Annotated in this window: 19 protein-coding genes; 5 read left to right on the top strand and 14 right to left on the bottom strand. The window is 68.3% G+C overall.

Going from position 1 to position 23,274, the window contains the following annotated elements:
* Window positions 1-502 (bottom strand): hypothetical protein (locus ACFHWS_RS27030; RefSeq protein ID WP_416569418.1); only part of this gene is annotated, 502 nt, incomplete at its 3' end.
* Between the two features lie 827 nt (window positions 503-1,329).
* Here ACFHWS_RS27030 and ACFHWS_RS27025 point away from each other — a divergent pair.
* A complete protein-coding gene (locus ACFHWS_RS27025) occupies window positions 1,330-2,145 on the top strand; it encodes an AfsR/SARP family transcriptional regulator (protein WP_416569417.1) in 816 nt (271 codons plus the stop codon).
* Here ACFHWS_RS27025 and ACFHWS_RS27020 read toward each other — a convergent pair.
* The 12 genes from ACFHWS_RS27020 to nocL are packed head-to-tail and all read right to left on the bottom strand — an operon-like array spanning window position 2,142 to window position 17,972.
* Complete coding sequence (locus ACFHWS_RS27020; RefSeq protein ID WP_416569416.1) at window positions 2,142-3,407, bottom strand: cytochrome P450; 1,266 nt, start codon at window positions 3,405-3,407, stop codon at window positions 2,142-2,144. The two genes, ACFHWS_RS27025 and ACFHWS_RS27020, sit on opposite strands and share 4 nt — an antisense overlap.
* Entirely contained in the window at window positions 3,397-4,566 is a 1,170-nt protein-coding gene (locus ACFHWS_RS27015) for a cytochrome P450 (protein WP_416569415.1), read from the bottom strand. Before ACFHWS_RS27015 ends, ACFHWS_RS27020 begins: the two co-directional genes overlap by 11 nt.
* Window positions 4,563-5,795, bottom strand: coding sequence for a cytochrome P450 family protein (locus ACFHWS_RS27010; protein ID WP_416569414.1), 1,233 nt, complete (start codon window positions 5,793-5,795; stop codon window positions 4,563-4,565). The genes ACFHWS_RS27015 and ACFHWS_RS27010 overlap by 4 nt, the downstream gene beginning before the upstream one ends.
* A gap of 26 nt (window positions 5,796-5,821) precedes the next feature.
* Complete coding sequence (locus ACFHWS_RS27005; RefSeq protein ID WP_416569413.1) at window positions 5,822-6,832, bottom strand: lantibiotic dehydratase C-terminal domain-containing protein; 1,011 nt, start codon at window positions 6,830-6,832, stop codon at window positions 5,822-5,824.
* On the bottom strand, window positions 6,822-9,434 hold the full coding sequence (locus ACFHWS_RS27000) for a lantibiotic dehydratase (RefSeq protein ID WP_416569412.1): 2,613 nt from the start codon (window positions 9,432-9,434) through the stop codon (window positions 6,822-6,824). Before ACFHWS_RS27000 ends, ACFHWS_RS27005 begins: the two co-directional genes overlap by 11 nt.
* Window positions 9,431-10,879: a hypothetical protein gene (locus ACFHWS_RS26995; protein ID WP_416569411.1), complete on the bottom strand. Its 1,449-nt coding sequence runs from the start codon at window positions 10,877-10,879 to the stop codon at window positions 9,431-9,433. Before ACFHWS_RS26995 ends, ACFHWS_RS27000 begins: the two co-directional genes overlap by 4 nt.
* Complete coding sequence (locus ACFHWS_RS26990; RefSeq protein WP_416569410.1) at window positions 10,857-12,731, bottom strand: TOMM precursor leader peptide-binding protein; 1,875 nt, start codon at window positions 12,729-12,731, stop codon at window positions 10,857-10,859. Before ACFHWS_RS26990 ends, ACFHWS_RS26995 begins: the two co-directional genes overlap by 23 nt.
* A gap of 20 nt (window positions 12,732-12,751) precedes the next feature.
* Window positions 12,752-14,671, bottom strand: coding sequence for a hypothetical protein (locus tag ACFHWS_RS26985; protein WP_416569409.1), 1,920 nt, complete (start codon window positions 14,669-14,671; stop codon window positions 12,752-12,754).
* Window positions 14,668-15,948, bottom strand: a complete 1,281-nt coding sequence (locus ACFHWS_RS26980) for an AMP-binding protein (protein WP_416569408.1) — start codon at window positions 15,946-15,948, stop codon at window positions 14,668-14,670. The genes ACFHWS_RS26985 and ACFHWS_RS26980 overlap by 4 nt, the downstream gene beginning before the upstream one ends.
* A complete protein-coding gene (locus tag ACFHWS_RS26975) occupies window positions 15,918-16,112 on the bottom strand; it encodes a hypothetical protein (protein WP_123604190.1) in 195 nt (64 codons plus the stop codon). The genes ACFHWS_RS26980 and ACFHWS_RS26975 overlap by 31 nt, the downstream gene beginning before the upstream one ends.
* The gene (locus ACFHWS_RS26970) at window positions 16,102-16,794 is read right to left on the bottom strand and encodes an alpha/beta fold hydrolase (protein ID WP_416569407.1); all 693 of its coding nucleotides are present in this window, start codon (window positions 16,792-16,794) and stop codon (window positions 16,102-16,104) included. Before ACFHWS_RS26970 ends, ACFHWS_RS26975 begins: the two co-directional genes overlap by 11 nt.
* A 23-nt stretch (window positions 16,795-16,817) precedes the next feature.
* Entirely contained in the window at window positions 16,818-17,972 is a 1,155-nt protein-coding gene (nocL, locus tag ACFHWS_RS26965) for a 3-methyl-2-indolic acid synthase (RefSeq protein ID WP_416569406.1), read from the bottom strand.
* 425 nt (window positions 17,973-18,397) lie between these two features.
* On the opposite strand from nocL, the gene ACFHWS_RS26960 reads away from it, so the two are divergent.
* The 3 genes from ACFHWS_RS26960 (at window position 18,398) to ACFHWS_RS26950 (ending at window position 21,089) form a co-directional block, all read left to right on the top strand.
* Window positions 18,398-18,547 (top strand): thiocillin/thiostrepton family thiazolyl peptide, encoded by a 150-nt coding sequence (locus ACFHWS_RS26960; RefSeq protein ID WP_089009173.1) that lies wholly within the window; start codon window positions 18,398-18,400, stop codon window positions 18,545-18,547.
* Between the two features lie 152 nt (window positions 18,548-18,699).
* Window positions 18,700-19,938 carry a coproporphyrinogen-III oxidase family protein gene (locus ACFHWS_RS26955; protein WP_416569405.1) on the top strand — a complete coding sequence of 413 codons (1,239 nt, stop codon included), beginning with the start codon at window positions 18,700-18,702 and terminating at the stop codon, window positions 19,936-19,938.
* Window positions 19,935-21,089 (top strand): hypothetical protein, encoded by a 1,155-nt coding sequence (locus ACFHWS_RS26950; RefSeq protein WP_416569404.1) that lies wholly within the window; start codon window positions 19,935-19,937, stop codon window positions 21,087-21,089. Before ACFHWS_RS26955 ends, ACFHWS_RS26950 begins: the two co-directional genes overlap by 4 nt.
* A 33-nt stretch (window positions 21,090-21,122) precedes the next feature.
* Here the strand turns inward: ACFHWS_RS26950 and ACFHWS_RS26945 are convergent, their stop codons facing one another.
* Window positions 21,123-21,581, bottom strand: coding sequence for a hypothetical protein (locus ACFHWS_RS26945; protein ID WP_416569403.1), 459 nt, complete (start codon window positions 21,579-21,581; stop codon window positions 21,123-21,125).
* Between the two features lie 301 nt (window positions 21,582-21,882).
* Here ACFHWS_RS26945 and ACFHWS_RS26940 point away from each other — a divergent pair, with 301 nt between their 5' ends.
* Window positions 21,883-23,205 (top strand): cytochrome P450, encoded by a 1,323-nt coding sequence (locus ACFHWS_RS26940; protein WP_416569402.1) that lies wholly within the window; start codon window positions 21,883-21,885, stop codon window positions 23,203-23,205.
* Window positions 23,206-23,274 lie beyond the last annotated feature (69 nt).

Raw genomic sequence — 23,274 nt, 5'->3', positions numbered from 1 at the left:
CACACCTCCAACGCCTCGACTTCACCCTCGCCGCCTGACCTACACCGAATAAGCCATCAGGTCGTATCGGGCACCGTCCTGTCCAACGACCTCCAGCCCAGGTAGACCAGGTGGCGAAACTGACTGGCCCGGTGTGCGGAGCGAGGAACTGCACCACCGCGGTGGTCGGCACCCCAGCGGCGAGCACCGCGTTCTTGTGCCGGGTGGCACGCTGGGCGATCCGGGAACGTTCCAACGGCCGCCCCACCGTGCCGCGCCGAGCCGCCATCGCTTCGACCGCCCGCTTACGGGCCTCAGGCGAGCGGTGGCGTAGCCGGAACCGCAGCCAGACGAACACCAGCAGCCCGCAGCAGATCGCCAGCGGCGCACCCACCAGCACCCACCACAGCGGCGCGTCCTCGACCACGATCGCCGCCGCCGACAGCGCCAGCCCGGTCACCGCCCCGCAGTACACCATCACTCGGAGCGCCCACGTGCTGACTCGGCTCGGTTCGTCGACCACGACGCAGCAGCGTAACGACCGTACGCAAGTGAGGCCGGCGAACCCGAGCGCCAGGGGTTCGCCGGCCGCTGGAGCAGGGCCACCAAAGATTCAATACAAATAACGTCAACCAGATAGATCATCGGCATTCTTGCAAAACGAGACAAGGCGCGCAGCCTTGGATTGCGACTCAGTCCACTGGGATACCATCGGACCAGTCGGCCGCAACCTGGGCAGCGCCACGATGCCACTCAGCGGACTCTCGCCACAGTGAGGACAGACCAGCCGAAGCGCGGTCAAGGCCAAGAGCCATACAGCCGAAGCGTCACCGAGGCACCGCAGAGGGTTACCCCCCTGCCGATCGGGTGCTATGGTCGAGGAGCGTTGCCGACGGGGGTGCCTGGAGAATGCCGACGGGAGTGTTCAACTTGGGCTCTCTAGACAACGGCGTCTTATGCCCGTCGAAATGCATCGAAATCGATTTTCTGGCGACCGGCACCACGACACGTACGACCGTTCTGTCGGATCGTCCGGTGCGGCTTCGTAGGGACCAGTGATGACGGGGGAGCCTGACGCCACCCGTCCAGATCTAGATACCGCGGTGGCCGCCCGCGCTGTGGCTTTTTGTGGTGTCGGTCGGGTTCTCGCCGCGAGATGTGCGTTCGAGTCTTTCAGCTCGGACCGTGCCGCCGACACGAATTCTCGCAGACCGAGAGCTGGTCCGCGTTCTTTGCACTTGGGGAGTGACCGTGCGTATTGCAATCCTAGGCCCGCTAGCTGCGACTCACCACGGTCAGCCCGTCGTCCCCACCGCCATCAAACCACGAACAGTTCTTGCCGTGTTGGCGGTGCATGCCAATGACGTGGTTCCGGTGGACATTCTGATCTCCGAACTTTGGTCCGAGTCGCCGCCCAGACATGCCCGTACCACCATCCAGACGTACATTCTGGGCCTTCGCAAACTGATGCAGAGTGCCGCCGCCGCCGCAGGAGAAGCTGACGATGCCAAGCAGGTCCTCGTGACGACTCCGGCCGGCTATCTGCTCCGCGTACGCCGCGACTCGGTCGACGCCGGCCACTTCGAGCGGCTCGCCAACATCGGGTACCGGACGCGGGAACGGCAGGAGCATGCAGCCGCCGCCCGGGCCTTCGCCGAGGCGCTCAGCTGGTGGCGGGGGCCCGCCCTCGCGGACGTTCAGGCCGGCCCGCGACTACGGCTGTACGCGCAGAACCTGAGCGAAGGTCGGCTCAACGCCCTCTTCTGCCGGATCGAGGCCGATGTACGTCTCGGGCGACACCACGAACTCATCGGCGAGCTGTCCGTGGTCACCTCGCAGCACCCCACCCATGAAGGCCTAGTGGCGCACCTTATGCTTGCCCTCTACCGGTCGGGCCGCCGGTGCGAGGCGCTGGAGGCCTACCAGCGACTCCGCGCCAACCTCACCGACAAGCGCGGTTTGGAACCCTCGCCAGCTCTGCGTCGCCTGCACCGTTCGATGCTGAGCGCCGACCAGGCGACGACGAACCTGATCGAGCCCTGGCAGGGCGCCCTGGGGACACTGGGTGCGCCCGGGGCGCAGGGCACGCCACAGCGGTCCGTACCACAGCAGCGGATCCCGACCGACGTCGCAACCGCGCCGTGGTCGGTGGGTGGCCCGGGCTAGGCCCTGCCCGTGCTCCCCCGCTCGGACCCCGGGTCGGCTCGGCCTCCCGTCGGCCGGTCCGCCACGCGGTACGGAAACGCCCGGGCCGTCAGCGCGAACCCGTCGTCAGTCAGCCGAAAGCCCGACACATCCGGGTGAACGCGAACCGCGCCTACCAGACCAACCAGCCCTGCCACCACCTGCAACCTGGCACTGGCCGCACCGAGGCAGTAATGGGCACCCTTGCCGAAGGTGATATTGAGGTTGCGGCTACGTCCCGGGCAGAAAGCGAGGGGATCGGTCATCCGGCCCGGATCGCGGTTGACGGCCACCAGGTCGACGACTACCGCCTCACCAGAACGCAGCCGGACGCCGAGACAGTCGCAGTCTGCCAGCACCCAGCCGTACACGCCGAGGAAGGGCGGCGATAGCCGCATCGCCTCCTCGGCCACGCCTGCGGCGTCGACCGTGCCCTCTCGCAACGAAGCCAACAGCGCAGGATCGCCATAGACGGAACGGCAGGCCACCGCGGTGCCCGTCGTCACCTGTGGTACGCCGGCTGCCAGCAGCTGCGCCACCGCCGCCACGTCGCCCCACGGGTCCCGTCCCTCCGCCGCCGCGTGTGCCTGGAAACTCGCCACTACCGGGGTCACCGCCGCGCCAGCGGTCAGCTCGTCCATTGCGCCCCGCAGATAGCGCAACGCGCTACTGAACGCCGCTGCCTGGCGGGCCGGCAGATCCAGCACACCGCGCGAGCGGGCATGGATCACCAGCATGATGACCCGGTAGACCTTTGCCAGCATCGGCCACCGGGTAGCCGGGAAACCCATCAGCCGCAACGTGCTGTCCAGGCAGAACGGTTCCACGAAGTCAGTGACGAGGTCGCCAGCCGATGGCAGTACCGCAGCCCGGGCAGCAGCCAGGTCGACGAAGTCGGCGGCGGAGTCGGCGACCGCGGCGGGGGCGTATGCGCGACGCAGGTGCCGGCCGAAGGCCGGATGGTTTGCTCCCCTCTGGTACCACAGCTCGAAGAACTGGGTCACGGACGGAACCTCGTCGGTTCTGGGTAACGGTACCCGCACCCGATCAGGCGCCAGCTCCATGCCGATATGGGTATCCCGCAACACGATATCGGCGAGGTCGTGGCTTCTGACGAGCCACTGCTTCGTGTCGGCGCGCCAGGACAGCCCGGCAGGCAGGGTCTGGGCATCGTTTGCGGGCCCGCCGCGCGCGGCGACGGTAGAAGTCGCGGCGGCCCGGCACTGGTCCGGTTCACTCGGCATCGTCGCTCCCGATCCGGTAGGGAATCGCCCGTACCTCCTTGAGGTTGTTGCTCGTGTCGACGCGGACAGCCGCAACGTCCACTTCCAGTTCGGGAGCCCCGTGGACCAGCTGGCGCAGCCCGGTCGCGATCTGAAGCCGTGCGCTGTGCGCGCCCAGGCAGTAATGCGTGCCCTTGCCGAAGGTGAGCAACTCACTGGGCCGGACCGGGCAGCCATTGGCCGGGTCGGCCGCAGCGCGATGGCTGAGGTTGACCGCAGCCGTGTCCACCGCGACGATCGTGCCGGGCGGTAGTTGGACGCCCAGGCACTCGCACGGCTGGCTGACGAACCGGAAGATGTTGCCGAACGGCGGGTTCTGTCGCAGCACCTCCTCGGCGATCTCGCCGGTGTCCACCACCTCGCGTAGGATTGACTCCCGCAGGTGCGGAGACGACCAGATCTCGCGGCAGGCGATGCTCGACCCCACGATCATCGGTTCGATCCCGGCCATGAGGAGCTGCCCGATCAGGGCGGCGATGGGCCAAGTGCTGGAGCCGATTGTGGCAAGCTGGCGGGCCGCCGCCAGGAACGGTTGGGCGCCGGTGCCGGCGAGTAGCTCGTCGGTCAGTCGCTTGAGATAAAGCATGGTGGTGGCGAAGGCGGCCCGCTCCCGCTCGCCGTACTCGGTGACGCCCAGCAGCTGCTGTTTGAACAGGTGGATCACGAACCGGGAGACCTTGGCCAGGCGGCCCCACTCCTGCTCCGGTACGCCGAGCATCAGGAAGGTGCTGTGCGCCAGGTACGGCGACAGATAGTCACGAGCCAGGTCGCCCCGGGCAGGCATACCGGCCACCAGCCGGTCCGCCTCGGCCCGGAACGCCGCACCGAACGCCTGCACCATCCGAGGAATGAACACCTTGCGCAACTCGCTGTTGAACACAGCATAGTGCTCACCGACCGTGTACCACATCTCGAAGAACTGCGTGATCGTCGGCGCATGTCCTGGTGGGGGCAGCTCGGCCGGCCGGCCCGACTTGCCGTGGTCGACGCCCGTGATGATGTGCTGGTCGCGAAGCACGATCTCAGCCAGCCGCGGATCACGGACCTGCAGCCGGCCCCGGACGTCGTCCCAGAGCAAACCGGCCGGGAGCGTACTGCCGGCCAACGGCGTGGCGTTCATCGCTCGTCCCCAGAGGTGGTCAGCCGTAGTTCCCTCGGGTAGTACGTGAACAGATTGCTGGCCAGGACCACGTCGGAGAGGTCCTCTGCGGGGCGGAGGTACGGGAACCGCGCCAGTACCCGCGAAATGCACTCCTGCATCTCGCTCCGGGCGAGGGCCGCGCCGAGGCAGTAGTGCGGGCCATGGCTGAAGGCGAGCTGGTTGGTCGCCGACGGCCGAGTGAGGTCCAGCACGTCGGCGTTCACGCCGAAGACTGAAGTGTCACGGTTGCCCGACCCGAGCGAGACGAAGACCGTGGCACCGGCCGGGATTGTCGTTCCGCCGACCTCGATGTCGGCGGTGGCGTACTTCGCCACCGCGAACCCGGTGCCCATCTGTGCCCATCGCAGCAGTTCGTCCACTCCGGTGCCGATCAGCTCGGGACGTTCCCGTAGCAGGGCCAGCTGGGTGGGGTTGAGGAAGAGTGCGAAGAAGGCGTTGCCCAATTGCACGGCGGTGCTCTCGTACCCGGCCATGAGCAGCAATATCACAGTGGAAATCAGCTCCTCGGTGGACAAATATGACTGGTCCTCGTCTCGAAGCGTGATGAGCCGGCTCAGCAGGTCTTCGCCGAGGTCGCGGCGCTTGCGTGAGATGAGCCGGGCCGCGTACCGGCCGATACCGCTGATCGCCTCGCCGAACTCTGCGAACGACGACTGCATGTCCCGGCGGGTGATCTTGGCCGCGAGCTCCACGAACTCGGGACGATTCTCGACCTCGATGCCGAGCAGGTCGCTCATCACCCGGATGGGCAGCTCGTAGGCGAAGTCCGCCATCAGGTCGAACTGGTCACTCCGCACGGAGATCCCGTCCAGGATCTCTTCGACATGCGCGGCGATACTCGGCCGCATCGCGTCCGCCTGCCGCTGGGTGAACGCTTTCGCCACGATCCGCCGCCAGCGGGTGTGTCCCGGTGGCTCGGAAATCGAGGATCCAAAGGTGAACGTGGGACTTGACCGGTCGGCCTGGTATCCCGTGTCGACCCGAGCCGCGCCCGCCCGGTTGATGGAACGGCTGAAGCGGGGATCGACCAGGGCTGTCCGGACATCCTCGTACCGGGTGACCACCCAGGCCGGGTCGCCGCTGGCCAACTTCACCCGGGTCACCGGGGCATGCTCACGGATCCATGCCCACTGTGGTGGCTCCACGAATGGCTTGGTGCGGGTGAACGGGTAGGGGGTGGCGGTCACGTCCATGATCGTCCTCCGGCTTGGGGTCAAGAAACGGGGTGAGTCAGGGCACTGAACCGCTGTGCCCGTTCGGCGCGGGTCTGCTGGAGCAGATCCTGGTCCGCGACGGTGCCGGCATACTCGGCGAGCACGTGGTGCCCCAGGTAGCCCAGGAACGCCTCCTGCTCCGGGGTGAGACCGAGCCGGTTGTTGTGGGTGTGTAGGTAGCTGACCAACAGCACCCGGCGGCGGCGTGCCGGGTCGGCGTCCGGACCGGCCAACGTCACCGCCCGCAGCACCGTCGCCTCGGCTGCCACTGCGGCGACGGCCGTCCGTACCGCCGTGCTGTAGCCGTCGGTCAGCGGTCGTGCGGCGAGCAGCCGCCCGGTCTGGGCAGTCACCTGGCCTCGGCGTTGTGCCAGGAGCTGCGGCCAGGTGTCGAGGAACTCGTCGAAGACGTAGGGCGACCACATGAGGCAGTAGTGGCGCAGGAACGCCGCCGCCGCCGCCAGCGACAACCCCGCCGCGTCGAGACCTCGGAGCATCATCGTGAAGCCCAGGCCCAGACGGCGGCCGGGACGTTCGATCACCTGCGGTAGTACGCTCAGCGCCAGGCTGGCACTACGGTCGAAGAACTCCTCGGCTACGGCCACCCCGGCCGGTCCGCCGTATTTGTCGTACTCGGGGACGTACGGTGCCTCGCGGACAGTGCCCGGTGGGTACGTGCTTCCCGCCGGTACACCCTCCAGCGCGGCCATCGTGGGTTGTGCGATACGCGCGAACTCGTCGAGGTCGAACGAATGGTCCTCCGGGTGTACGCGCAGGTACCGGGTCAGCACCCCGGCCAGGTCCGCTACGACGGCATCGGCGTCCGTCGACGCGCACCGGACCCGCACCCGGACGTGGTGTCCGCCCTCCCAGTACCGCAGGAAGAACGCCCGGCGGACGCGGCATTGCGCCCGCAGATCGGCCAGCGCGGGACCCAGCCCATCGGTCAGGAACGCGTCCTGCCCGACGAGCCGGTGCACGTGCACACTGCGCCAGACATCACCCGACATCGGTCACCCTCCGGTTGAACTCCACGAAGAACTCTTCGGCGCCGGCCGCCCCGTCCTGGTCCGCAGCCTGGGGCAGGCACTCGTGGAGCACCACGGACCCGCCTCGGATCGCCTTCGCCTGCTTCGCGAAGACGTGTGCCAGGAAGGGATTGCGCGTATCCAGGTAGTGCGGTTTGTGCAGACGGGCGCTGCGCGCTTCCAACGCCCACTGTCGGGTCTCGGCGAGCAGGTCCCGCTCGCCGTGCGGCACCGCCCGCCGTGGTACCAGCCGAAAGAACACCTGTCGCGGCAGGCCGACGGACCGGCGCCAGGAGTCGAAGTCCGCCAAACCGCTGGACTCGTACCGTTCGAGCTGTGCCAGGGCCGGCAGGTCGTCGATGTCGAACCGCCACGACCGGCGGTCCAGCACAAGATCACCGAGGAGCAGCCGGGGCCGCGGGCCCACGTACGGCCCGTCGGCGCGGTCCAGTTGGTCCCACAGCCCGCCCCGGTAGGTCCGGGTCGGCGCGAAGACGCATAGGAACCGGTACAGCATGGGTGCCGCCGCTGGATAGAGGAAGTTCAGCGGCACCAGGTCGATCGGCCGCCCGTCCCGGTCGGACACCAGCACCAGGCGGCGCCCATGCTGGTCGGCGCGCACACTGAGGTCGGCCAGGGTCAGCGTCGCGGCACCGCCTGGCACCGCCACCGAGCCCGGGTACACCAGTTCCACTGGACTCAACCGGGGATGCAGGTTGAAGTTCAGGCCCAGCACCACCGTGAGGTCGGTCTGCCGGGGGGCGGTGCGGGCGACGTGCCGCCGCAGCACCGTCGCCAGGCTCCAGCCATCGGAGTCCTCGGGCTCCAGCAGCTCACAGAAGCGGGAGAAGAACACCCCGCGTCCGGTTGTCATCCCGTTGACGACGGCAGTGCCGCTTCCGGCGTCGAACTGCACCCGGTACGCCGCCGAACGCCACGGTGCCACGGAGGGCGGGAGTCGCTCCACGAACGCCGCGAGTTCGGCCGGGTCCAGGACCAACCGCTCGGCTGCCGGGTCGGCGGACAACCGGGACCGCAGCAGGCCGAAGAAGTCCTCCCGAAGTCGGTGCACGATTGCACTGGTGGAATCGTGCATGCCGCACATCACCGCGCTGGCCACAGCTGGCGGCAGCTCGGCGAACTGCCGGTACACCTCGACCAGGGGCACCTGCGCGGTGGACCCGAACTGCTGGACGAAGAATCCGTACAAGCCCAGCTTCTCGATCGTGGCGTCGTCCAGGACGGGGACCAGCCGCTGCAGCAGGTCGAGGTTGTCGCGGTTGGCGGCGAGAATCTGCGGCCGCCAGGTGTTGGGCCGGCCGGTGGTGCCGACGTCCTCGTAGAGCGCCGCCCGCATGGCTTCCGGAGCGGGAGGTGGGCCGCTGCACACCTCGGCGAAGCGGTGCACCAGCGTTCTGAGCTGGGCAAGCAGGTCGGTCCGACGTCGGGCACTCGCGGCACCGTACGTCCACTCGATCGCTCGCAGGCCGTCGAAGATCTCGGCGCACGCCACCGCCTGCGGGGTGCCGAGACGGCGCAGCCGGACGGCGGCCGCCCCCGCCAGGTCGGTGGTCTGGTCCGGTAGCCCGAGCCCGCGGTGGCACAACCCTAACCGAATCAGCTTCTCCACGGTGTCCCGGGCGGACGCTGCCGGCAGTCCCACGGCGACCAGCCGCTCGCACAGATCGCTGACGGTCAGGTCGCCGGCGCCGAGGATCGTCGTCAGAGCCCGCACCAGATCGGTGTGTCGGGCAACGACCACCTTGTCCGGCTCGAACCCATCCTCGGAGCCCTCGATGGGTCGGCGGACGAAGACTGCGCGGCCGTTCCGGACCTGCAGCGAATTGTTCAACCGGACCCGCAGTAGGGCGTCCGCCCCGTCGATCCGGTGCAACTGATGCAGCATCCACATGACCAGCCCGACACTGAGCCGGACCTGGGTACGCCGAACCGCCGTAGTGGGCACCGGCGCCCACGGCCCGGCACCGATTTCGGTGAAGGCGCCGAATGGCGAGGGTTTCAGTGCGACCCGGTAGGCGAAGCTGGTTACCGTGCTCTCGGCCCGGCGCGTCCGGCTGGCCTTGCGTCTGGCTTCCAGCGGGTTCGCGGCATACGCCATTGCCTCCCGGTAGACGTCCTCGCCGGACAGCTGCACCCCGCGCTGGAAGTCCTCCCCTCGGGCGACCTCGGCTAGCGCCTGCCGTCCTGCGGTCAGTTCCGCTGCCAGCACCTCGTCGGCCCGGGCCGCCAGCCCGTCGGCGGTGCCGCGTTCGGCACGCCACTCGTCGAGCAGGCCTCGGAGCGGGTCGGAAAGCAAATCGGGGCAGGACGGCGAGGGCGGCATCCGGTCGTTGTGCACCGCCCGCCTGATGGCGAGCAGTTCCCTCCGGTGCTCGGTCGCGCTGAGCGGGACGGCGGCGTACAACGCGTCGGCCAGCTTCTCGCGCAGCGGTGCCCGCCGTCGGGCTGTCTCCTCCGCCTCGTCCAGCAGTGCCCAGAACCGTTCGGGCACCAGACCACGCAGCGCGGGCAGGCCGAACGCGCCCCGCCGAAACAGCATGTACGGGCTGAAGTCACCGGTCATCGGGGCCTCACCGCCACCTCCCACTCGTCGCCGGCATGTACAGCTCCGACACAGATCTGTGCCTGCGCGCCGCTGTCCTGCCCATCCAGGCCATACGCCGCGTCCACCGCACCGGCGTCGAAGCCGAGGAAGGGGTGGTTGCCCAGGTCCACAGCGGTCGCGACGAGGACGGTGGCTTCGATCGCCACGCCTACCGCCAACTGCTGGGTGCGGTAGTGCCGGGCCGACCGGCACCCCTGGCGGGGGGAAGCGACGACGTGCACGGTGAACGCCGCCAGTTCGGCGTTCACGCCGCTGCCGAACAGCGCGGCCTGCAGGCGTGGACCGAGTCCGGGGTCCGGGCCCCGGCCGGCCGGGGCGAGCAGGTCCGGACGGTACGCATACCAGCCGGTCGGCACGCCCCGCACCCGGTGTACCGCCACGAACAGTCGGATGTCCGGCACAGCCGGATCCGCGCGGTCGCGCAGTTGCGCGCCAGCGGCCTCGGCGTGACGTAGCACGGTGGACAGCGTCGCCGGGTCGACGGGGTGGCCGGTGAACGCCCGGCCGCCGGAGCGTCGACGCACGATGACCCGCAGGTCGTTCAGGTCCACCGGCGCGGCCGCAGGCAGCGCCACCGCCCCGACGCGGGACGCCACCTCCGGCGCGGCGCGGAACGCCACCGGGTCCGGCGGCAGCACCTGAGCGCTCGCCTGGACGAAGTCGAACATCAGGGACCGCTTGACGCGCCGGGACCGCTCCAAGACGCTAGGTGCCTCGATCGGTGCCGGATCGACCCGTCCGGCCGCGCCGTCCGCCTCCACAGGGCCGCAACCGACGACGGCGTACACGCTTTCGTCCCGGCCGTCCAGGCCCAAAGCGGCGTTGACGGTGGCGTCGACGAAGTCGGTGCGGACCAGGGCGGTCCCGAACTCCGCCTCGGCCAGCCGGAGCACGCGACCGAGCACGACGCCGGCATCGACGGCGCCCAGTCGGAAAGAAAAGTTCCCGTACTTGTAGAAGTTTTTCCAGAATCGGCTGGTCAGGACCAGCACGACGGGCGGCAGGGCGGCCCCGGGCGCGAGCCGCAGACCCACGCGCAGGAGACGGCTCGGTCGGTCCGCCGGCAATGCGAGCAGTTCCATCCGGTACGGGTCGACGTGCCAGAGCCGATCGGTGTGGGCGCACAAGACGTACACCTCGGTGGGGTGCATCGCACCACCGGATGGCACGGCGCGACGCATCGTAGTCCGAGGACCCCGTACCGCAGTGACCGCGACCGATCCGCCCAACACCCGCGCCAGTGGCCCCTCCGGCGACACCCGGGTCCCACCCTGGTGCACCTTCACCGGCCACGGCCCGTCCGGATAGTCCACCCGCCAGTCGGGTGCGTTGACCGACTGCGGATCCTCGCGTAGCCGCCGCAGGTACTCGGTGATCCGGTCAGGGGAAGGGGTGCGGTACATTTCCTACCTCCTCTCCAGCGGCCAGTTGACTGCGGTAGGGCAGGCTCGTCCCGTCGGTGAGGCGCGGCAACCCTTCGGTACGCCGGTTCAGATGGCCGAATGTCATCGGCACCAGGCCAGGCACGATCACCCGGGTACAGTGCAGCCCGTTGCGGGCCAGCTCGGGCATCGTCTGGTCGACGACCAGCACGTCCAGTCCGACGGCTAGGAGATCACCGACAGCCTGATGCAGGTCGCTCCGAATGTCCGGATCGTGCACGGCGACGGTGGCCACGACCTCGTCCAGCGCAACAGTCGGCTGGACGGTGTCGAGCAGGAACGAGTAGCGGTCGCGTGCCTCGGGCAGGGCACCTACCAGCGAGTGGTCCTCCATCCGCCGGACAAGTGTGGGGTCGGCCAACATCCGCAACGCCTCCGGCCGCCGCTGTGGATAGCTGTGCCGGGTGGCCAGGATGCTGCCGACGAGTTCGTGGAGTCCGCCAGTGACTGCCTGCCGGGGGTCCGGATGGGCTCCGGAGCCAGCGAAGACAACTGGCCCGACACCTGGCTGCGATCGGTACGCCATCAGCCAGAACGTCGGCAGCCGATATTCCATCGTAGACTGAAAGCAACGGACGTCGAAGCCGGTAAAGAGCTTGGCCTTGCGCAGCAGCACGCCGAGATCCCCATCGGTGGGCAGCTCTACCTCCGGCAGGGCCAGGCGGCGGTACCAGGTGAGCAGGAACGAGTCGCGTTCAGCTACCTCCCGCAGTCCGTGCAGCACCGCTTCCTCGACAGAGTTGCCAAGGGCGCACCCGTTGGAGGTGTCGTAACAGAACGACACCTCCTGGTCGTGCCGCGGCCCCCAGAACGCGGACCGTTCGGGTACCAAGATCCGGTCTCCGGTCCGGAACGAGTACGCCCACACCCAGTCGACGACGATGTCCGGATCGAAGGCCTGGTAGCGAAAGTTATCCCGGGCGTACGAACTCGCGGGGTGCATGCCCAGCCGGGGTGGGTGGAGGGCCTGGTCCGCGACATCAGCGTAGGCCGCGCGCACCGGTGCCCGCCGACCGCCGCGATGCAGGCCGGCGTAGCGTTCCAGGCCTTCCAGCACGGCGATCGTGCGGCTGTCCGCGTAGCTGCGGGCCCGGCCGATGGCCGGCTCCCGCCGCCCCCAGCGAGTGGTCAACTCGACGGAGCAGGCCCCGTACGGGCTCTGCAGGTCCTGCCGGAGCTCCTTGAACAGCCCCAATCCCGAGAACAGATAGTCTCTGCCGAGGGTAGCGGCGTCCAATTGTCGGGTACGCAGGGTCACCGGTGTCAGTTTGGGCATGGCGGTGTCGGTCGGGGTGAACGATGGCACCGTCGTCGACGCGGGCCGGCCGCAGCCAGCGCAGGTCGAGTCGGGCAACAAGACCTGGGGCTCGGCCGTCCCGACCTCGGTGTCCAGCACGAGCACCCGGCCCGGGGGCAGCAGCGCGCCGTCCAGGGCAGCCTGGACGTAGCGCTCGACCATCCCCAGCGCAGCCGGGCGCAGCGACCAGATCCGCGAGTCCTGGCTCGACGACTCCGGCATCGTGTCGCCGTCCACGTCCGGACCGAACGGAGAGTTCGCCACCCGGATCACCAGGCAGCGGGGACAGCCGGCTCGGCTGGGCATCCACATCGGCCCTATGTACACCAGGGCGCGCCACAAGCCCACGAACAGCAGGGACTGGCCGAGCCCGACGCATTCCACCATCGTGTCGTGATGACTGTCGACGTCGTCGAGTTTGGCGACCAGGAGGCGGACCCCGGTGCCCGTGCCCGCCAACCAGGTCAGCCGCGCCGCGAGGTGACGGGCCAGGAAGCCGGTCCCGACGACGTCCATCGATGCAATCGCCGTCGCCGTCATGCCGGCACCCCCGGAACGGCCACAACGAACGCCTGGTCGTCGAGGAAGCCCAGGAGGTGGCCGAGGTCGAGACCGTCCGCCCACCGGGTCCGCCGGTCGAGCCAGGCCAGGGCCTCCCTCCAGGTACGTACCGGCGGGGCCAGATGGGCGGCCCGGACCGGCCCGTCGTCGGCAGCGCACGCAAGGCCGTCGGCCACCGCCCGCAGCAGGGCGTTGTCCCGGGCGTGGCCGGCGGTGAGACCCTGGCCGGTAACGATCCCCGTCGTGGTGTCGAGCACGACCCGGACGAAACCCGTCGCGTCGTCGGTCACGGCAGCCGTCCGCCAGGAGCCGCAGGTGGCGAGTTCGCTGGCGAGGAACGTACCCACCGGTCCTGTCGTGTCGTCCAGGGTGGGGAAGGCGCGGGTCGGCGCCACCTCCGCTGGGACGGCTTGCGTCACGGTGGGCACGGCCTGCGCCGCAGCGAGGCGGGCCCGGTACAGGGACTCCGCCCGGGACCAGCCCGCACCGACGTACCAGCCCTCGGCGAGCAGCCCGGCGCGGTCGGCCAACTCCCGGGCCAGCTCTTCCCACGCCGCCAGGACGACCTGGTTGCGGGCCTCCCTGGGGGACACCGCGCGGCAGACGATGCGGACGACACGGGGCACCCGGGCACTGTTGTCGGGCCGGGCGACCCGGCACGCGCTACCTGCCAGCGGAGCCTGGTCGATGTCTTCCTCGCCGAGCGCCAGCACTGGCCCGACGACAGGGTCGGTCCACCCTGCGCATGCAACGACGATCCGGTCCGCGACGGCGAGGACGTCGGCCGTGTCCTCGGGAGTCGGGACGTCGGGACGAACCAAATCGTCCTCGTCACCGGCGGGCTCCAGTCGGGTTCCGTGCGCGGCGTGCTGCGCGGTGGCCGGGTCCGCCCGGTGTGACGGGCAGCGCGGGTGCCGGCGCGGCTGGTGGGACCGCACCACCGGGGCGATCGGTTCGATGGTCGCGATCCGCTCGAACGCGGGTTGCGGCACTCCGGCCAAAACGGCGAAGGCGTGCTGTGCCAGATGCAGTGCGGCGATCGCGGCGGGTGCCGCAGCCATCGGCAGCGGTTCACCGGTGGTCGCCACCGCCCGAGCCGCCGTCCAGCGGTGCATACAATCCCAACAACTGCGGGAACCGCCGGGCAGAGCCACCGTGAAGTCGCCGCATCGGCCGAGAACCGACAGGAACCGTCCCTCGTCGCGTAGCCGGGCCTGAGCGTCGGCAAGGCGGGAGACCGCCGCTGGATCATCGTCCGCCTCGTCGGCAAGCAGCACCATCGGCGCGTTCAACTGCTCCGCTCGGTCGACCAGTTCCGCCGGCTGGACCTGGTCGACCTGTTGGACGTCGTACCGCACCTGGTCGTCCCGTCGTTCGGCGGTGGCGAGGACCTGCGCGACCCGCTCGTCGTCCGACTTGGCCACCACGACGTGCAGTCTGGCCAGCCCGAAATCGGTCAGCGCACCGAGCAGCGCGGTGAGCGCGACGCCACGACCGGCCACGAGCAGCGGTGTCGACCGGGCACGGTGGAACCGCGCCACCGGCCGTTCCTCCGCGTGCAGTTCGAGGAAGTCCAGCTGGGCCGGGTAGTACCGGCGGAGCCGGTCCGGCACCGGCTCCGCCGGATGCCGGACCTTGGCGAGAAAGCCGTTCGCGTCCAGGGTCGCGACCAGTTCCAGCACAGAACGGCGGGCCGCGTCGGGCAGTCCACATACTAGGTCGTCCAGCGTGCGTTCGCCGTCAAGGCTGCCGAAGAGCGCGGCGACGAGCCGGTAGGCGCCAACACCGCGGATTGTTAACGAACCGGAGTTGTTACTCAGCCGCACCCCGTCGGGCCGTCGTACGAAAAACGCGTCTGGCCGGATGCGGAACCGACGCGAGTCAGCTGCCGTCATCGCAACTTCCCGTGCGCGTTGTATACGGTGCCGGCCGCCTGATCAGCGAACACCTGGACGTCGATCGGCCGTTCCAGCTCGTCGAGCTCCAGGCAGTGCGCCCGAACCGCGGCCGGTTCTACGTCGCCAACGATCCGGGCGACGAGCCGCTCCAGACCGGAGTCGCGGCGCTCGACCAGTACCCGCACGTCCGACACGCCGGGCAGTCGCAACAGGTGGCGTTCGATCGCCCGGGGGTAGATGAGCACACCGTGCAGCTTCTCGCCAGCGTCGACCCGGCCCTCGAGACACAGGTTCCCGGCGGCGTCGACCCGGCCGTAATCCATGCCCTCGACATGATCGCCGGTGGCACGCGGCGACTCCCCGGGCCGCCAGAGATAGCGGCAGCAGTCCGGTCCGGCCACCGCGACCCTGCCCACCCCCCGCTCGTCCGGTTCGTCGATCCACACGGTCTTGCCGAGGATGGGCCGACCGACATGCTGGTTGTGGCCGGGGTCATGGTCCACGGTGATGGCCCCGGTCTCGGCCGTCCCGTACAGGTTGGCCAGCGAGACCCCCCGGAACCGATCTCGGATCAGGTCGACCCGGGTCTTGGTTACATGGCCGCCGCCGAGAAAGAGGCGGACGTGCCGCATGTCGACGGGTGCGGCGGTGCCGGCACAGGCCGCTGCGGTCACCGCTGGCACGCCCAGCACGAACGTGTCGCGCGACGAATCCGACACCGGCGCCCAGTCGTGCGTCGGGAAGACGACCATGTCCCGCTGCAGGAACAAGCTGGGCAGAACGACCATGAAGAACGCTGCCGAGAACTGCAGCGGCAGGCAGGTGGCGAGAACCGCCGGGGTGCGACCGTCAAACGCGGGCTGGAACATTGCCCGCTCGTAGTGCAGTGCGACGAGTTCCCAGGCGTCGGCGTGACCGAACGCGATCTTCGCGGCCCCAGAGCTGCCGGAGGTGGCCACGCCCCAGATCGGGCGGTCGGTGGGACCCGGCAAGGGTGGCTCGATCTCGTAAAGACCGGTGGCGAGCTGCCGGCGTGCGCCAATGGAGCCGGGAGTCGCCCACAGCAGGGTGGTGTCCGGGACCGACGCCACTGCGAGGAGTGCCGCCAAGGATGCCAGACCGACGGACGGATCAACCACGTAGGCCCCGCCCGGTCGGACCTCGGCGACCCGATGGGCCGCGAGGTCCCGCCAGCTTGCGTGCTCGCCGCCCCAGTACACCCCGGTGGTGGCGGACGATGTGGTCAGGAAACGGTGGAATGCTGCTCGACCCATGCCACCCACCCCTCGATGGTCAGCGGCCCGTCCTCGGCGGGCGTGCCGTAGCCCTGATTCGTCAGGTACGTCCGGATGACCACCGACTCCAGCGAGTCAAGAGTGCGACGGGCGTCTTCTTCCTGCACCAGATGGGAGAGCTGAGCTCGCACGTCATCGCTCACTGCCGTACTCCTTCCGCCAGAACGCCTCGACGGCGCTGTTGAACTCATCCGGCGCGTCGTGGCTGGCGATGTGTCCCGCGCCGTCGATGACATGTCCGTGCACCCGTGGTCCGTACCGATCCGCATCGCGCGCGGCCGCCAGCTCCACTGACTTGAGCGTCCCATTGATCAGCAGCGTGTCGGTGGCGAGCACGGCCAGGGCCTCTGGACGGACCAGCGCGGTGTCCTCGTACGCCCGTTCGACGTGCTCGGTGAAGGCGGCCAGCGTCGCCCGCCACCGGGTTCCGTGCAGGCGGTCGTACTCGGCGACCAGGGCGAGGTCAGCGTCAATCAACGTGCCGAATCCGGCGAGCAGGGTGACAAAGACGTCGTGCCGCAGGCCGGGTGCGAAGCCGGTGAGGACGAGAGATTCCACCAGGTCCGGTCGACCGGCCGCACACCGCACCGCCAAAGGTCCGCCGAGGTACGACGCAGCGACCAGCCGTCCGGGACGACCGAAACGGTCAATGACCGTCGCCACATAGTTCAACGCGGTGTCAAGGTAGTCGGGGCCAGCGTCGAGGCGACACCGGCCGTGCCCGGGAAGGTCGACGGGTACCACCCGGTACCGCCCCTCCCAAGCCCGGATCTGCCCGCTGAAGTGTCCGTACCCGGTGCCCAGCAGCCCATGCAGCAGGTACACAGGCGGCTGGTCGGCCTGCCGGTTCAACCGATCGCGACGGTCGGCACGCCGGCGGGGTCGACGAAGTGCTCGACCCGCATGCCGTTGGCCTGCAACCGGCTGAGGATGTGCCGAGGGCGGCGCAGGTCGGCGACCAGGAATTGTGAGGTGTTCACATCGTTCTGCGCCTGGATGCCCGCGCGGTACGGTGCCACGTCCGGGCTGCCAGGGCTGAAAACTCCGGCCAGACCGACGGCCTTGTCCTGGAAGTCCTGCGGCTCTCGGGTGGTGAGTACGAGACGCTGCTCCGGGCAGGTGAATGCGACGACTGCGAGCATCCGCAGGTAGTCGTCGTCGTTGACGCGGGTGGTGTCGCGGGAGGCGTTGGCAGGACGCATCCGTGGTAACGACAGATCGACCACGGCACCGCGTTCGTGCAGGTGGGCACCGTGCGCGACGAGGTCCACGAGTTCGGCGGCCAGATCGTCGTGCAGGCCGACCAGCACTCCTGGGTTGACGTACCGGAACCCGGCGTCGAGCCAGCGGTCGAAGGAGACGACTCGGCGGTCGAAGTCGGCCTTCGGCACCTCCTGCGGCGTCCGGCCCATGAACCGCTTGTACGTCTCCCGGTCGTAAGACTCCTGGAAGACGCACATGGTGACGGGTTCGGAGGGGCGGATCCATTCCCCGAGGACGTCGATCTCGTCTGGTTCCATGCTGCCGATGTTGAAGTAGATGCGCTCGAAGCCCATGTCGAGCGCGGCTCGCATTGCCCAACCGATCCGGAACGCCGTGCTGAGCCGTGTGTACTTGTCCTGGTACTCGCCGGTCAGCAGGCCGACCCCGCGGACGCCTTCATGGGTGTAGAGGATGTCGAGCTGCTCGAGGATCTCGTTTCGGCCGGAGAACTTACGATCCATCCGGGTGTTGCCCTTACGCATCGAGCACATCTTGCATTCGGAGTCGCAGTGGTTGGTGGTATAGAGCGGCACGAACGTGTGCAATCGCGGCTCGCGAGTCGCGCACCGGGCCTCTGCGGCGGCGATGAGCTCTTCCGTGGAGATCGTCCGGTCCTGCCACAGGGCCAGTGCGACGGCAGGTCGGCCTGCGGCGGGAACCTTACCGACGGGCGACGCCAGCGCGGCCCTCGTGTCGACCGCCTCGGCCTCCTTCTGTACAGCGCCGAAGTCCGGTTTCATGAAATCGGATGTGGCTGTGGCGCTCTGATCCCTCACGACTTCCCCTTCCGACAGTCGGTGGTGGCGCAATTTCCGTTACTGCCAACATACAAAATTGACGCATCCCACTGGGTGACCTCGGTGAGGCTACCTCGGTGCAACCGCAAGACGCAACCGCACTTGACAACACAAAAACACCCCGGTAAAAGCCATCCGATTGCCCAGGAGCAAGGGGTCTAGCTGCAACAACAGGTCCGGACCATGGCTATCCTTGACGTCAACGATGCCACCCATAGAGCCGGATCATAACAAGGTTTTAGCACCCTTGTAGTCAAAATCTACTTTGCCAAGAATTGTTTGGCAAAGCTTGACAGAGCCGCCCATCGATAAATAACTTCACCTTCGGGGCCGCATCCGGAACCACTTTCAGAGAAAGAGGTGGCAAAATGGAGAACGAACTCTCGACGCTCGACATCGACGACCTGGAGATCTCGGAGTTCCTGGACGAGAGCCGGCTCGAGGACAGCGAGGTCGTCGCGAAGGTCATGTCGGCGTCCTGCACCACCTGCGAGTGCAGCTGCAGCTGCTCCTCCTGATCACCCTCGACCGCCTGGGTCCGCCGGTGAAGTCCGGTGCCCCGGTGTAGAGAACGCTCGCACGCCTGAGCGTGTCCCGTGGTCGCCGGCCCCACCGCCACGGGACACGCTCGAACGGCAGCCAAGCCGCAGACGCTCGAAAGGACCGGCTGATGAGGACCGCCCCCGCCGCCGACAACCAGCTCGGCCTTCCCAGCAGCACTGCGGACAGGCGTGTCCTGCTGTTGTACGCCCATGTCCCGTTCTGCCACTCACGCTGCACGTTCTGCGACTGGGTGCAGGCGATCCCCAACAAGGACCTCCTCCGCAAACCCGACGACTCCGTCCGGGAGAAGTACATCGACGCGCTCTGCCGGGAGATTCGCGAGCGCGGTGCCGAGCTCGCCGGGAGCGACGCGATGTCATACGTCATCTACTGGGGTGGCGGAACCGCGAGCAGCCTCGACAACGACGAGGCCACCCGCGTCATGACAGCCCTGCGGGACGCGTTCGACCTCAGCACGGTTGCCGAATCCACGATCGAGTGCAGTCCGGACACGGTAGACGCGGAGAGATTGGCCTTCTTTCGCAAACTCGGCTTCAACCGAGTGTCCAGCGGGGTGCAGTCCTTCGACGACGACCGGCTGCGGCGGCTAGGCCGCCGGCACACCGCCGACCAGGCCATCCGACTCACTCATGCCGCCCGCGAGGTGGGGTTCGACGACGTGTCGATCGATATCATGTCCGGCTTTCCGGACCAGCGTCTCGACGAGTTGCGGTACACCGTCGACCAGGCGGTACAACTGCCAGTCAACCATCTGTCCCTCTACTCGTTCCGCCCCACACCCGGCACGTTCATGCGACGTCGGATGAACCCCGAGGAGAAGCGCGGCTACCTCCGCGATCAGAAGCACCTGTTCACGCAGGCCCGACGACTCATCACCACGGCCGGGCTGAGTGAGTACGCGTCCGGCTACTTCGGGAAGGTGTCACCGTTCGCGGCGATGTACTTCCAACTGCGCGCCGACACGGTGGGCTTCGGTTCCGGGGCGATCTCACTGGTCAACCAACAGTTCCTGGCGCATCGCAAGGGCCTGCTGCACAGCTACGTCGACGCCCCTACCAAGTTCGACGTCGCGGTCCCGGCCAGCCAGGACCGTGTCCTGATCTCCTTCCTTCAGGCCGGCCTGGCGATGTTCGACGGCATCCTGCGCGACGAGTGGCTCGTCTCCACTGGCACCGACCTCGACGAGGTGCTCACCCGTCCGGCCATCGCGCCGCTGACCGATTTCCTGCGGGGACGAGGGCTCATCTGTGACGAACGTGGCATCCGTTTACCAGTACGCAACGTCGGAGTGACGCTCATCGAGCTCGCCTTCGAGATGGCGATGTCGCAGCCGGAGTTGGCGTGACCCACGCCGATTGGCAGTGGTGGGAGCTGGAGCTGGTCGTTCCGGCGGACTACTGGTGCGCGACCGTCGTCGAGGTCGGTGGACCGCTGCTGCGTACGGTCTCGGAAGTAGCGGCGCCGATCGCCGACACCGTGCTCGTCCGTGACGTCACCGCACACGGCTTGCCGGCGCTCTACCTGCAGGCACGGGCGGCCTCCGACGGCGATCTCGCGGAGGCGTACCGGGCCGTACGCGGCCGCACGCGGCGACCGCTACCGGTCGCCGCCGACGCCATTGTCGACCCGTCGGGTCCAGAAGCCCACGACCACCCTGGCCGCCGGCTCGTGGCGACCCCCGATACCGCGGTGGTGCGCCCCGCGAGCCTTGTCCCGCTCGCCGGCCCGGTTTTCGGCGGACGGGCCCTGCCCACCCTCACCCGCTCTTTTCTGCGGGAGGTCGGACCGGTGGTGGTCGAGCTAGCCGCAGCCGGCGGCGGGCAGCGGCAGTCTCTCGTCAAGGAAGCCCTGTCTGTCATGGCCGCGCAGTTGGCGGCGCAGGGACCGTCGTCCGCGCCGGGCGCCTCGGAACTGCCGCTCAATGGTGTGCCGCTGGGCTTCGTCAGTTTCCGGTCCCACGCCGAGGCGTTCCTCAGCACCTGCCGTGATCCGCGTGCCGCACGCTCGTCCATGGACGAGCGCTACCAGCGTGCGCGATCCGTCGTCGACACGACGGTCGAGGGCGTCCTACGAGCAGCTGATGCCGGCCTACTGGCGGACGAACCGGCAGGGTTGTGGTACCGGACCGCCCGGTCGGCGAGGCAAGAGTTCGAGGCGGCCTTCCGATCGGGGGAGATTCAGGTAGCCGCACTGGTCGATCCCAGTACGCACGACAACGACCTGTCGCGGAGCGGATTTCACCGCAAGGCGGCGTCCTCCGAGGCGCTCCAGCAGTACGTGCAGAGCGACCCGGCCTTCCTAGCGGTTCGCCTCGGTACCAGCCTGCTCTATCTCGGACTACACACAGCCGGTCTGACCATGGCCGAGCGGTACCTGCTCTGTTACCTGGTCAGCCGCAGCTGCGAATCGTTGAGTGGCACCGACGCGCTGTCGGTCCTGGACACTCTGTCGGCACCGGAATCCTCGGCAACGGATCCGGCGGTTACCGGCCGGTGAGGCTGCCGCGCGGGCGCGGAACGGTCTCAGCCGTCAGGACCGTTCGCCCGGATCACCCTTGGTCGTCGGAATGACCAGCGCGTCAGGCTCGGGGACGTACTCCCTGGGCCGGCTGAACGGTTCCACCGCAGGTTCCTGGAATGCCAGTCCGAGGCCGGCCATCAACGCGCCGACCGCACTGATGCCCTCGACCGCGGCTTCGACCGAGAAATATTCCCTCCTAGTCGGCCGGTAGCCGATCAACTCCCCCACCCGGGATACGGCCGGCGGTCTGCCGTACGCGGCCTCCTCGTTGTCCCATAGGTAGACCGCACCCCAAAGCTCGCCCTCCGGACCGGTCGACGAGATCCAGAGCTTCTGCCTCAGCCCGACGATCTGCGAGTACGCATCGACAGCGTAGTCACGAAGGTAACCCCGCAACGAGGTGATCGTCTGTTCCGACTGGGAGAGATTCCAGAGGATGATGGAGCAGTACAGGCGCTTCGCCACCATGGCGTCCTCCTCATAAACTGTGGCCACCGATAATCCTAGAAGATGAACGGGCGAACGGACAGTTCCGGGAGGTGACCCGAAGCTCCCGACACAGCCTCACTTCGGATGGTGCGGGCGATCGCCTAAAGGTTCGGTCTAATCTCGCTACAGCGGTGTTCTATTCGACTTGACCAGAAGCAAGACACCTTGCAAAGCACGGATGTCCACGCTATCTTTTGAGCCACCGGTGGGCAGCCCATCCACTCGTCCGTCACGCGGATTTCATGACCAGAGGATCCACCCTCCTGTCAGCGGAGTTGAGATGAACACCGAAACGGACAAAACCTCAGCAGACGGCGGCACCTCGGTATCCACCGGTTCGGGTTCACCGGCAGATCCGCCGACGTATCCGTTCGCCGCCGAATGCCCCTTCCGACTCCCGCCGGAGCTGGGCCGGCTGCGCCGCGAAGCCCCAGTCGCTCAGGTTCGGCTTCCCACCGGCACACCCGCGTACCTAATAAGCAGCTACCAGCACGTTAGGCAGGTGCTGACCGACGAGCGGCTCAGCCGGCGGCCGGTGCGTGCCCGGGCCGTCTCCGGCCAGGCCGGTGGGTCACCCGACGGCCGGACCCGGCCCGCCACACCCGCCTTCGACTTCGGGCTGTCGATAGCCGATCCGGCGGACCACGCCCGCTGGCGCCGACACGTCAACCAGGTGTTCAACGTCCGCCAGGCCGAAGCCATGCGACCCCAGGTCGCACAGCTCGTCGAGGAGTTGCTCGACGAGCTGGCCAGTACCCCACCGCCAGTGGACCTGATGGCGCGCTTCGCCTTCCAGCTGCCGCTGCGGGTGTTGTACGCACTGTTCGAAGTGCCCGACAACATCCGTCCCGCCTTCGGTGAGTGGGCGGTCTCTCTGCTGGATAGCGGCGCGTCGATGGTGACTTTCGGCGCCGTGATGTCCCGCCTGCACCGCGCCGCCGTCGAGCTGCTCGACGTCCGACGCGCCCAGCCCGGTGACGGTCCACTGTCCCAGCTGATCCGACAGCCGGGTGAGCTGTCCGACGACGATCTGGTCTCCACGGTGCTCCTGCTGGCGATCGCCGGTTACGAGACCGTGGCGACCCAGCTCGGCAACGGGTTGCTGGCACTGTTCCAGCACTCCACCGAGCTGGCCCGGTTGCGGTCGGGCGAGGTGGCTCTCGACGCTGCCGTCGAGGAGATCCTCCGGTACGCCCAAGCCAGCACCGGATTCTCCGGCATGATGTACGCCACCTGCGACGTCACCGTCGCTGACGTCGTGATCCCGGCCGGCGCGGCGGTGCTGGTGTCAATCGACTCGGCAGGCCGCGACGAGATGCGGCTGTCAGCTCCCGAGTCGTTCGGCCTCTCCCGCGGATCGACCAACAGCCACCTCGTATTCGGCGCTGGTGCCCACTTTTGCCTGGGCGCGCCGCTGGCCCGGGTCCAGCTACAGGAGTCCATCGGCCGGTTGTTCGGCCGGTTCCCCGACCTCGCGCTGGTCACTCCGGTCGCGGACGTGGCCATTGTCAGTAACCGGTTCAGCCGGCGGCCGGCCCGACTCGAGGTGCGGCTGCGACCTCGCGACCTAGGGCGTGTATCAAAGTCGGCCGTGGGCGGTTGACGAACTTCCGGCGTGTCGCTGCCCGGTAAACAGCGAGGTCTCCGGTAGATGGCTTATCGACCAAGACGA

Origin of the sequence: Micromonospora sp. LOL_013 (assembly GCF_048060315.1) — a bacterium.
In the GTDB taxonomy this organism is placed as follows: Bacteria; Actinomycetota; Actinomycetes; order Mycobacteriales; family Micromonosporaceae; genus Micromonospora_E.
Note: the sequence above shows the minus strand (reverse complement) of the source record. Positions and strands in the feature narration are given on the sequence as shown.